At 67.5% G+C, this 11,651-nt stretch carries 10 protein-coding genes; 3 read left to right on the top strand and 7 right to left on the bottom strand.

What is annotated here, in order from left to right; all coding sequences use genetic code 11:
- Positions 1-31 precede the first annotated feature (31 nt).
- Together SOM10_RS00830 and SOM10_RS00825 are read right to left on the bottom strand one after the other, a co-directional pair.
- The gene (locus tag SOM10_RS00830; RefSeq protein ID WP_233277305.1) at positions 32-1,015 is read right to left on the bottom strand and encodes a carbohydrate ABC transporter permease; all 984 of its coding nucleotides are present in this window, start codon (positions 1,013-1,015) and stop codon (positions 32-34) included.
- Positions 1,012-1,986: an ABC transporter permease gene (locus tag SOM10_RS00825; protein WP_082297779.1), complete on the bottom strand. Its 975-nt coding sequence runs from the start codon at positions 1,984-1,986 to the stop codon at positions 1,012-1,014. Before SOM10_RS00825 ends, SOM10_RS00830 begins: the two co-directional genes overlap by 4 nt.
- Positions 1,987-2,150: 164 nt before the next feature.
- Between SOM10_RS00825 and SOM10_RS00820 the strand changes: the two genes are divergently transcribed.
- The 3 genes from SOM10_RS00820 (at position 2,151) to SOM10_RS00810 (ending at position 7,496) form a co-directional block, all read left to right on the top strand.
- Positions 2,151-4,355, top strand: coding sequence for an alpha-galactosidase (locus SOM10_RS00820; protein WP_320487989.1), 2,205 nt, complete (start codon positions 2,151-2,153; stop codon positions 4,353-4,355).
- A gap of 89 nt (positions 4,356-4,444) precedes the next feature.
- The gene (locus SOM10_RS00815; protein ID WP_320487988.1) at positions 4,445-7,006 is read left to right on the top strand and encodes a X2-like carbohydrate binding domain-containing protein; all 2,562 of its coding nucleotides are present in this window, start codon (positions 4,445-4,447) and stop codon (positions 7,004-7,006) included.
- 88 nt (positions 7,007-7,094) lie between these two features.
- Positions 7,095-7,496 (top strand): RidA family protein, encoded by a 402-nt coding sequence (locus tag SOM10_RS00810; RefSeq protein ID WP_056279023.1) that lies wholly within the window; start codon positions 7,095-7,097, stop codon positions 7,494-7,496.
- A gap of 15 nt (positions 7,497-7,511) precedes the next feature.
- Here SOM10_RS00810 and SOM10_RS00805 read toward each other — a convergent pair whose 3' ends face one another.
- The 5 genes from SOM10_RS00805 to SOM10_RS00785 form a co-directional block, all read right to left on the bottom strand.
- Entirely contained in the window at positions 7,512-8,588 is a 1,077-nt protein-coding gene (locus SOM10_RS00805; RefSeq protein WP_320487987.1) for a DNA polymerase IV, read from the bottom strand.
- Positions 8,589-8,653: 65 nt separating this feature from the next.
- Positions 8,654-9,046, bottom strand: coding sequence for a DUF1304 domain-containing protein (locus tag SOM10_RS00800; protein WP_053095709.1), 393 nt, complete (start codon positions 9,044-9,046; stop codon positions 8,654-8,656).
- Between the two features lie 28 nt (positions 9,047-9,074).
- Positions 9,075-9,968, bottom strand: a complete 894-nt coding sequence (locus tag SOM10_RS00795) for a CPBP family intramembrane glutamic endopeptidase (RefSeq protein WP_056278327.1) — start codon at positions 9,966-9,968, stop codon at positions 9,075-9,077.
- Positions 9,965-10,690, bottom strand: coding sequence for a tRNA (guanosine(46)-N7)-methyltransferase TrmB (gene trmB / locus SOM10_RS00790; protein ID WP_320487986.1), 726 nt, complete (start codon positions 10,688-10,690; stop codon positions 9,965-9,967). The genes SOM10_RS00795 and trmB overlap by 4 nt, the downstream gene beginning before the upstream one ends.
- A gap of 43 nt (positions 10,691-10,733) precedes the next feature.
- Positions 10,734-11,573, bottom strand: a complete 840-nt coding sequence (locus SOM10_RS00785) for a DUF3097 domain-containing protein (protein WP_056278323.1) — start codon at positions 11,571-11,573, stop codon at positions 10,734-10,736.
- Positions 11,574-11,651: the final 78 nt, after the last annotated feature.

Below are 11,651 nucleotides of genomic sequence, written 5' to 3'. Positions count from 1 at the left end.
GGTGTGTGTGGTGGGTCTGTGAGAGGAGTGGTCAGCCCTTGACGGCGCCGACCATGATCCCCTTGCTGAAGTGCTTCGCGACGAACGGGTACACGATCAGCATCGGCACGGTGGCGATGATGACGGTCGAGTACTTGAGCAGGTCGGCGAGCTCTCGACGTTCGAGCTGGGCGGCCAGGTCACCGCCGCCTCCGCCGTCATTGAGGATGAGGATGCCTCGCAGCACGAGCTGCAGCGGCTGCAGGTCGGCGTCGCGCAGATAGAGCAGCGCGTCGAAGTACGAGTTCCACTGCATGATCGCGTACATCAGCGCGATGACCGCGAGCAGCGGCTTGGCGAGCGGCAGCACGATGGTCCAGAGGATGCGGAGTTCGCTCGCACCGTCGAGCTGTGCCGCCTCGTAGACCTCGTCGGGGATCGACGAACGGAAGTAGACCATCGCGATGATCACCTGCCAGACGCCGATCGCGTTCGGGAGGAGCATCGACCATCGGGTGTCGAGCAGGCCGAGCGACTGGACGACGATGTACATCGGGATCACTCCGCCGGAGAACAGCATCGTGAAGACGACGCCGCCGGTGAGGGTCTTGCGCCCGAACAGGTTCGCCCGGGACAGCGGATACGCGATGGCGACCGTCCCGGCGACGCTGATGATCGTGCCGACCACGGTGTAGAACACCGAGTTGCCGAATCCGCGGAGGATCGCGGGGTTGTTGAGAGCTTCGGTGTACCCGCGAAGGGTGAAGTCGACGGGCCAGAACAGCACCCGGCCGGATGACACCGCCTGAGGGCTGGAGAACGAGCTGGCGACGATGTTCAGCAGCGGCAGGAGCACGACGAGCAGGAAGACCGTCAGCAGCAGGTAGGCGGCGATCACGAAGACGCGATCCGCTCTGGTCTCCTTCACCTTCACCCCGGAGGCCAGCGGGTCCCGTCGGCGGCGGCCACGCCCTGAGCCCGATCCGACGACGATCTCCTCGGTGAGCAGGGGCTGCTCTCTGATCACGGTGCTCACCACAGCCCACTTCCTGTCACTCGCTTGGATATGCCGTTGACGACGAGCAGGAGCACGAGGCTGATGACGGCGTTGAAGAGTCCGATGGTGGCTCCGAGGCTGAAGTTGGCGTTCAGGATGCCGGTCTTGTAGACGTACGTCGGGATGATCTCCGACGTCGAGAGGTTCAGCGCGTTCTGCAGGAGGAACGCCTTCTCGAACCCGATCGCCATGATGTTGCCGACCCCGAGGATCAGGATGATCGTCGCTGTCGGCAGCAGGGACGGCAGGTCGACGTACCAGATCTTCTGCAGCCGTGATGCGCCGTCGATCTTGGCGGCCTCGTAGAGGGAGGTGTCCACGGACGCGAGGGCGGCGAGGTAGATGACCGCGGAGTACCCGGTGGTCGTCCAGATGTCGGTCGCCACATAGATGTGCCGGAAGAAGTCGGCGCTCGCCAGCAGATCGACCTGACCTGCGCCGAAGAAGCTCAGCGTGCGGCCCAGGATGCCCACGCGTGGAGACAGCAGCAGGATCGTCATCGACACGATCACGACGGTGGAGATGAAGTACGGCGCGTACGTGACGAGCTGGACCGTGCGGGTGAAGAACCGCAGTCGGACCTCGTTGAGCAGGATCGCGAGGATGATCGGCAGCGGAAAGCTTGCGATGAGGGTGTAGACCGCGAGGATGAACGTGTTGCCGATGAGCTTGGGGAACACCGGGTTGCGGAAGAGTGCGGTGAAGTTGTCGAATCCCACCCAGGGACTCCCCCACACGCCGTCGATGGGGTTGTAGTTCTTGAACGCGATGACCGCGTTGGCCATCGGCACGTATCGGAACACGATGAACCAGATGACGGGCAGGAGCAGCAGCAGGTACAGCTGCCAGTAGCGGCGCAGGCTGCGGACGAATCGCGAACGTGCGTCGGTGCGTCGAGGACTCGGCGGCGAGATCTCGACCGGTGGTGCGTGCTCAGCACTGAGCTTCATGATCGCCCTCCCAGGGCAGGATTACTTTACGTCGTAATAAAATCACGCCGAGCCGAAAAAGTAAACGCTCGATTTCCGGTCGGCGATTTCGAGGGATCGCTTGCACGTCCATCTCAAACGTGATTTATTGACGTTGTCAAGTAACTACCGGAGGGTCTCATCCCATGACTTCCCGTGCAGACACCGTCGTCGCACTCCGCGCCGCTGGTGCCGCCTTCATCGTCCAGATCTCCGACCCGATCCCCCGTGTGCTGCACTGGGGCGCGGACCTCGGAGACCTCGATCCCGCAGCCGTCTCGGCGCTCGCCCTCACCGCCGGGCCCGCCCAGCTGAACAACTCCCCCGACATCCCGCGTGCCTTCTCCGCACTGCCCACCGAGTACGAGGGCTGGTCGGGAACCGCAGCTCTCTCCGGTCACGCGAGCGGACGCGCCACGACCCCCCGACCTCGACTCGTGGGACACGATGTCGAGATCCCGTCCGACGGCGTCGGCGGGCGCATCGTCCTCCGGTTCGACGACACGATCAGTGGCATCCGCACCGAACTCGCATATCACCTCGACCCGCACGGAGTTCTCGCGGTCGACACGTCCCTCGCACGCGACGCCGCCCTCAGTCCGCGCATCGGTCGGACCCCCTACACGGTGGGCGCCGTGCTGTCGCTGCTTCCGCTCCCCGAGCGCGCGACCGAGATCCTCGACTTCACCGGGAAGTGGTGCCGTGAGCGCTCCCCGCAGCGTTCGCCCTTCGGCTTCGGCACCCACCGTCGCGCCGCGCACCGCGGCAAGCCGGGACACGACTCGCCCTTCCTGCTCGCGGCCGGAACCGCCGGATTCGGCTTCCGGCACGGAGAGATCTGGGCCGTGCACCTCGCGTGGAGCGGTGAACAGCAGTACCTCGCCGAGCGCCTTCCCGAGGGCGCTGGCGTGTTCAGTTCGGTCATCGGAGCCGGTGAGGAGCTCCACCCGGGCGAGATCATCCTCGAAGACGGCGACCGCTACGACGCACCGACCGCGCTGTTCCTCTGGTCCGACAGCGGACTCGACGCCATCAGCGACCGACTCCACCGGCGCCTGCGCGCGCGTCCGACGCATCCGCGCTCGCCGCGACCCCTGGTGCTCAACACCTGGGAGGCGGTCTACTTCGACCACGACCTCGAGCGCCTCACCGCGCTGATCGAGCGTGCGGCGGAGGTGGGGGTCGAGCGCATCGTGCTCGACGACGGCTGGTTCCGCGGACGCCGCGAAGCGGATGCCGGCCTGGGCGACTGGTTCGTCGACGATGAGGTGTGGCCGGACGGACTCGGGCCCCTCGTCGATGTCGTGCGTGCTCAGGGGATGCAGTTCGGTCTCTGGTTCGAGCCCGAGATGATCAATCTCGACTCCGATCTCGCGCGCGCCCACCCGGACTGGGTACTTGGTCCGGCCGAGGGCCTCGGCCCGGAATCCCGGTCGCAGCACGTTCTCGACATCGCGCGCCCCGAGGCGTACGACTACCTTCTCGCGCGTCTCGACGCTCTCGTGAGCGAGCACTCGATCGACTACCTGAAATGGGATCACAACCGCGATCTTCTCGAAGCGGTCAGTCGCGGCGGCGATGGGGACAGGCCCAGCGTGCACCGGCAGACGGCCGCGCTCTACCGCCTGCTCGACGAGCTGCGGTCGCGGCACCCGGGGCTCGAGATCGAGACCTGCTCGGGCGGCGGCGGACGCATCGACCTCGGGATCCTCGACCGCACCGATCGTGTCTGGGCCTCGGACTGCAACGATCCGGTCGAACGCGTTCAGATCGAGCGGTGGACGCGCAGCCTCGTCCCTCCCGAACTCATCGGCTCCCACCTCGGCTCCGCGCGATCGCACACCACCGCCCGCACCACCGATCTGTCGTTCCGTCTGGCGACGTCGCTGACCGCGCACGCCGGCATCGAGCAGGACCTCACCGTCGTCGACGACGGCGAGCTGGCGGCGATCGCCCGCTGGACCGCGATGTACCGCGAATTCCGCGACCTGCTGCACAGCGGTCGCGTCGTCAACGCGGACCTCGCGGATCCCGCGACATCACTCTCGGGAATCGTGGCCCGAGACGCATCCGAAGCGCTGTTCACCTGGAGCCGGTTCACGACATCGGCATCGGGCCAGTCCGGTCGGGTGCGTTTTCCCGGACTGGATGCCGCTGCGCCGTACACGGTCCGGATCCGCGAAGATCTCGGCGCGTCGAGCAGACACGGCGGAGACCCCGAGTGGGTGACGGCCGCCGTCGCCGTCCCGGTCGAGATGCCGGGGTCCGTCCTCGTCACCGCCGGCGTCCCCCTGCCGACGCTCAATCCGCAGCAGGCGATGCTCATCGAGATCAGGCGCGCAGACGGCTGACGGTCACACCTCCTTCCCATCCCCCGACAGAGCAGTCGAACGAGAGGAAAGCAATGAACGCACACCGACAGAGAAGGAGAGCGGCCTCGTTGACCGCGGCACTCGCCGCGACAGCGATCGTCCTCGCTCTGGCACCTGGCGCGAGCTGGGCCACCGAGGCGACACCGGAACCGACTCCGGCGCCGGAGACGACGCCGACGGCGGCTCCCGCGCCGACGGACGACCCGGCCCCGACTGAAGAGCCGGCGCCGACTGAAGAGCCGGCACCGGAACCTGCTCCCTCGAGCACCCCGGAGCAGGAGCCACCGGCGGATGCGACGCGCACGCCTGCGGACGAGACCGAAGACGGCATCTCGAACCGATCGACCGCCCCCTACATGGGCTGGAGCAGCTACAGCATGCAGGTGTACGAAGGAGGCCAGTGGATCACCGCCGATCAGATCATGGCTCAGTCGGATGCCATGCATGACAAGCTCCAGGATTTCGGCTACGACTACATCAACATCGACGCCGGCTGGAACGGAGGCCAGGACGAGTACGGACGCCCCATTCCCAGCACGACGCTGTTCCCCGACGGGCTCGACGCGGTGATCGACCACGTGCACGACAACGGCCAGAAGGTGGGTCTGTATCTGATTCCCGGGATGAGCCTCGAGACGGCGCAGAAGGCGCTCCCGATCTACGGCGCTCCCGGCTGCACGACCGAGAATCTGCTCAAGCAGCCTCTCCAGCAGGGCGACTACTGGGGCTTCGGGTACCGACTCGACTTCGACAACCCCTGCACCGAGAAGTACATCGACTCGATCGCCGATCTGCTCGGCGAATGGGGAGTCGACTTCATCAAGTTCGACAGCGTCACCCCCGGCTCCGGAATCAGCGACCTGTCGATGGACGCCCGCGAGGAGGTCGCCGCCTGGTCGCGGGCGCTCGACCGCAACGACATCTGGTTCGAGCTCTCTTGGGCCGTCGACATCGACTACGCGGACTACTGGAAGCAGTATGCAGACGGCTGGCGCATCGACTGGGACGTCGAATGCTACTGCGGGGATGAGGCCCTGACCACCTGGGAGAACGTCGCTCGCTTGTTCCCGAGGCTCTCGGACTGGTGGCGCCACGCCGGGCCCGCAGGCTGGAACGACCTCGACTCCCTCAACGTGGGCAACGGGAAGATGGACGGCCTCACGCGCGACGAACGCCGCACCGCGACGACGCTCTGGGCCACCTCCGCGGCGCCGATGTACCTGGGCAACGATCTGACGAACCTCGACGAGTACGGGCTCGAGCTGATCACCAACCGCGAGGTCATCGCCGTGAACCAGGCAGGCGTGCCCGCTCGCCCCGTCTCGACGGCGACGAAGCAGCAGGTCTGGTACGCACTGAACCCGGATGGCACCTACACCGTGGCGCTGTACAACCTGGGCCGTGCAGACGCCGACATCACGGTCGACTGGTCCGACATCGGACTCGACGGCTCCGCGAAGGTCCGCGATCTCTGGGCCGGCAAGAACCTGGGATCGGAAGCGGAGGGCTTCACCGCCGAGAGCGTGCCGATCCACGGCGTGCGCCTTCTGAAGGTGACGCCCGCGAAGCAGGCGGCACTCACCGTCAACGACGACTCGCTGCGGGTCGGCTACGACGGGGCGTGGGTGCGCAACGACGGCAACGAGGTGCCTGCGACATCGCAGCCCTTCACCGTCGCGGTGTCCGACACCCCGGGTGGAGGCACGCCCGAACCGCCCGCCACCGGGCTGACAGTGACCCTGAACGACGACGATTCACGCATCGGCTACAGCGGGTCCTGGGGCGACAGCAACAACCGCGGGCTGGGCGACCACGGCGACGACGTCCACTACGTCGAGACGAACGGAGCGGCCTTCGAGTACACGTTCCAGGGAACCGGGATCCAGTACGTCACCGAGAAGCACGAATCGCAGGGCGAGGTCGAGGTCTACCTCGACGGACAGCTGGTCGAGACCGTCGACACCTCGCTGCCCGCGGCCGACGGGCGCCTCTCCCAGCAGGTGGTCTACGCCGTCGCCGATCTCGCGAGCGGAAGTCACACCCTGCGGGTGGTCAAGAAGTCCGGATCCTTCATGCTGCTCGACAAGCTCGTCGTCACTCTCGACAGCCAGCTGAGCACGACCTCGGGTGCGTTCAACAAGGCCGCTCCCGCCGACGTGACGGTCGATGTGCTGCGCGACCCGAGCGAGCTCTCCTCGATCAGCCTCGGCGGTGAGCCGCTCGAGCGCGACGCCGACTACACGCTGTCCGGATCGACGGTCACACTGAAGTCGTCGTACCTCGCCGCGCTCCCGGTGGGAGACGCGACGCTGGACTTCGCGTTCACCGGAGACCATCTCGACGATGTCCACGCCACCACGGCCGACGGCGACTCCGTGTCGTTCACGTTCCGCGGGACGGGCGTCGCGTGGCTCGGCCCGAAGGCACCCGACCAGGGAGCCGTCGATGTGTACATCGACGGCAAGAAGGTGAAGAGCGTCGACACCCACGCCGAGTCGCGCGTCTCGAATCAGACCCTGTTCGAGGCGACCGGGCTGAAGGACGGCGAGCACACGATCGAGGTCGTGAAGACGTCAGGAGACGTGCTCCGCACGGACGTGTTCCGATACACGGTCAAGAAGGTCGGCTGACCCCCGTCGGGGCGGGCCCCGTGCCCGCCCCGACGCACCGCCGACGAACCCTCTCGTGGATGTCCGCCCCCGCATGCACACTCTGCAGATGGAGATCACACTCGCACAGCCGGCGGGACTCGTCGTGAGCCCCGCCTTCAGTCATGTCGCCGTCGTCCCGCCCGGGGCCACGACGATCCACGTCGGCGGCCAGAACGGCGTCGATGAGACGGGCGCGCTCGTCTCGACGGATGCCGCCGAGCAGTCGCTCCGCGCGGTCGAGAACGCTCGGATCGCGCTCGAGTCGGCGGGCGCAGGCCTCGACGATGTCATCAGCTGGACGATCTACATCCACCAGGATGCCGATCTTCGTGCCGCCTACGGTGCCGTCGCAGCGACGCTCGCCCGTGATGGCGCCCCTCCGCTGGTGACCGCAGCCCTCGTGGCCGGGCTCGGCGTCCCGGGCGCAGTGATCGAGGTGAGCGCGATCGCCGCCGTCATCCGTGAATGACCGCGGCACGCCGACTCAGATCCTTCCGCGCACCGGCGTCCTCTCGGCCGAGTCACCACCCTCGGGCATCGCCATCTCCGCGCGAACGCCGAGCAGTCTGATCTCCCGGTCGTGATCGAGCGTGGCACCGAGCGCCAGTGCCGCCTCGATGACCGTCGCGCGCCGGGTGGTCGGCTCCGGCAGCTTGCGGCCGAAGGTCTTGGTCTCGAACGGCGCATAGCGCACCTTCAGATGCACGCGGACGACCGGGCGCCCCTCGGCGGCGCAGTCGTCGAAGGCCTGCCCCGCCAGTTCGGTCAGCGCCGCCTGAACCTCTGCAGTCGTCGTGAGGTTCTGCTGGTACGTCATCTCGCGACTGTGGCTGCGGGCCACCCATGGGGTGCTGTCGACCACGGTCGGACCGAGACCCGAGCCCAGCCCGTGGTACCAGACGCCCATCCGCGGTCCGAACTCCGCGATGAGCTCTGCCTCGTCCGCGTCAGCGAGTTCCCGGACCGTCGTGATGCCGCGGGTGGCGAGCCGCTTCTGAACCTTCGGGCCGACTCCCCACAGGTCCCGAGTAGGCCGGTCTCCCATCACGTCGAACCAGTTCTCGGCGGTGAGCCGGAAGACACCCCGGGGCTTGCCGAACTCCGTGGCGATCTTGGCCCGCACCTTGTTGTCGCCGATGCCGACCGAGCAGTGCAGTGCCGTCGACTCGAGCACCGCGTTCTGCGCGCTGCGCGCCGTCTGCTCGGGGTCGTCCGTGGTCACGCCGAGAAAGCATTCGTCCCAGCCGATGACCTCGAGCACCACCCCGGGCAGTGCACGCAGTGTCGACATCACCTCGGTGGAGGCCGATTCATACGCGTCGTGGTCCACCGGCAGGAAGACCGCGTTCTCAGGCGCCTTGCGCGCCGCGATCTTCAGCGGCATCCCGGATCCGATGCCGAACTTCCGCGCCTCGTACGACGCCGTCGACACGACGGCGCGCTCCGTCGGGTCACCCCGGCCGCCGACGATCACGGGAAGCCCTGCGAGCTCCGGTCGGCGCAGCACCTCGACCGCAGCGATGAACTGATCCATGTCGACGTGCAGCACCCAGTCGGTCATGCACCGAGTGTGGCCCGTGCCGAGCGAGTTGTCACCCCTCGGAGACGATCAGCGCATCACCGAGATCAGCCGATCGAGACGGCGATCGCGGTCGCGATCACGGCGAGGAGCGGCAGCGTGCCCTGCATCACCGCGGCACGCGCCTTCGTGCGATCGGAGAGGATCAGCACCAGTGCGGCGGCGAGCATCATCCCCGTTCCGGCGAACACCAGAGTCAGTCCCACCGTTGTGAAGCCGATGATCACGAAGCCGACGCCGAGCAGCGCGGTCAGCGCGAGGAACAGGTTGTAGAAGCCCTGGTTGAAGGCGAGCGCCTTCGTCGTGAGGGCGTCCGCCTCGCTCGCGACGCCGAAGATCTTCCTCGTCTCGGGCTCTGTCCATCTCAGCGACTCGAGCGCGAAGATGAAGACGTGGAAGGCGGCAGCGGCCGCGGCGAGGACGAGTCCGACGATGAGCATGACTCGATCGTATCGATGTCCGCTCGCGCTAGATCAGGAAGATCGGCAGAAGCCCGGGGTTGTGGGCGTGTACGAGCACCCCGAACACCACCGCATCGAACAGCAGGTGCACCGTGACGACATAGGCCAGCGAGTGCGTCCGCATGAAGATGAACCCCTGCAGCAGCGCGAACGGGATGGTCAGCAGCGGTCCCCACTCGCGATAGCCCAGCTCCCACAGGAATGAGACGAACACGATCATCTGCAGCACGTTGGCGAGGGCGTCGGGGAAATGCCTGCGCAGCAGGGCGAAGACGGTGCAGATGAAGAACAGCTCGTCCCAGATGCCGACCGCTCCGACGCCGACGAACAGCCGGGCGATGAGGTCGGGCGAGTCCACGACCGGCCAGTTCTGATAGACGCCGCTGGTGATGAAGTAGAACGGCAGGATCAGCCAGCCGAGCACCAGGACGGCGACGAGCCAGCCCCACTGCAGGCGCCCCCACCGGCGGTGCGCCCGCCAGGGGAAGCCGATCGCCCGGTCGCGGAACACGAAGCGGGAGACGACGTACGGAACCGCCACCGCGCCGCCGAGGGCGAGCGTGAACCGCAGCATCGCGAGGTTGTCGAGCTCTGCCGCGAGCGGGATCACGCTGACGATGAGCATGCCGAGGGCGATCAGGGACAGGTCCCTGGTGAGTGAGGGCTGACGGCTGGTCCCCACGACTCGGGCGCTCTCGCGACGCGTGCCCACGCGCACCGTCTGATCCGCCGTCACCGGCAGACGGCGCTCGACGAGCCACGCGCTCCCGACGCCGAGTGCGAGCAGCGCCCAGCCGAGCCACGGGATCTGCACCACGAAGAATGCCGGCGCCGCAGCGCACACGAAGAGCGCGGAGACGACCGCCGGCCACGTCGCCGAGATGCGCTGCGCGGTGATCACGCGCGCGACTTCCGCCGATACACGAGATCGCGGATGTCTCGCCCCTTGGCGATCCCCTTGCGTTCGAATGCGGTCATGACGCGTCCATCGAATCGCTCGGCCCAGTCGCCGTCGAAGGCGCGCTCGAACAGAGGCTCCGCGTCGAGCACCTCGCGCATCTGCAGCGCGTAGTCCTCCCAGTCGGTCGCGAGGCGGAGCAGACCGCCGTCACGGAGTGCGCGAGCGGCGGTGTCGGCGAACCCCTGGCGGACGAGACGGCGCTTCGTGTGCTTCTTCTTGTGCCACGGATCAGGGAAGAAGATCCAGACCTCTGCCACCGCCGCTTCGGGGAGGTACGACGAGAGCACCTCCGGCGCATTCGCCTCGACCACGCGGACGTTGCGAGCACCTTCGCGGTCGGCGTCGAGCATGGTCCTGGCGAGGCCCGCGCGGAAGACCTCGACCGCGAGGAAGTCGTCGTCGGGGCGGGACGATGCGGCGGCGACGATGGCGTGCCCCTGACCGGAGCCGATCTCGACGTACAGGTCCGCATCCCGCCCGTACTCGGAGGCGGGATCCAGACGCGCCTCCGGGTGCACCGAGGTCCAGGCGACATCGCGGGGCACGTCGAGGAGGTAGTGCGGTCCGAGCTCTTCGAACGCGCGCTCCTGAGCATCGGACATCCGGCCGCTGCGGCGCACGAAGGAGACCGGTTCGTCGCGGAAGGTGCGGGGTTCGGGCATGCTTCCAGGGTAGTCGGCGGCGCTGAACGCCACCGACCGCGGGTCAGGAGGCGGGTGCCGTCACGAAGTCGATCAGCTCCTCCACCCGACCGAGGAGCGCGGGCTCGAGGTCGCGGTAGGTGTGCACCTTCGACAGGATGTGCTGCCAGGCGCGACCGGTGTCCGCCTGCGTCTCGTACGGCCACCCGAATGCGCGGCAGATCCCGGTCTTCCAGTCCGTGCCCCGGGGGATCTCCGGCCATCTCGCGATACCGAGAGCCCGAGGGGTGACGCACTGCCAGACATCCACGAACGGGTGGCCGACGATCTTCACATGCCTGCCGTGCGGACCCCGGGCGACGGCGTCGGCGATGCGCGATTCCTTCGACCCGGGCACGAGGTGATCCACGAGGACCCCGTAGCGGCGCGATGCGCTGGGAGGCTCTGCGGCGAGCAGCTCGTCGAGCAGGTCGACTCCCTGCAGGAACTCGACGACGACGCCCTCGACCCGCAGGTCCGCTCCCCATACCTTCTCGACCAGCTCGGCGTCGTGCTTGCCCTCGACCAGGATCCGGCTGGGAAGCGCGACCCTGGCTCGTTGATCGGCGGCGACGAACGAGCCGGATGCCGTGCGTCGGAGGCCCTGCTCCTTCGCGGCCGGGACCGTGAGCCGCACCGGTGATCCGTCGATCAGGAACCCGCCTCCGAGCGGGAAGAGGCGCTTGCGCCCCACCCGGTCCTCGAGTTCGACGTTGCCGCCCTGCACCCGTGTGACCGCTCCGCAGAATCCGTCCTGCGCCACCTCGACGACGAGATCGAGCTCGGCGGGAACCTGCGGCACCGGCTTGGCTGCTCGTTCCCTCCAGCCGGCAGCGAGTACATCGGATCCGTACCTGTCGTCCATGCCATCCAGCGTATGTGTCTCCGCTGAGGGCGAACGGCTATCCCCCTCGGAAGGTGTCGCGTGTCGGCCTCTGTGCAT

Origin of the sequence: Microbacterium sp. CFBP9023 (assembly GCF_034045055.1) — a bacterium.
Taxonomy (GTDB): Bacteria; Actinomycetota; Actinomycetes; order Actinomycetales; family Microbacteriaceae; genus Microbacterium.
Note: the sequence above shows the minus strand (reverse complement) of the source record. Positions and strands in the feature narration are given on the sequence as shown.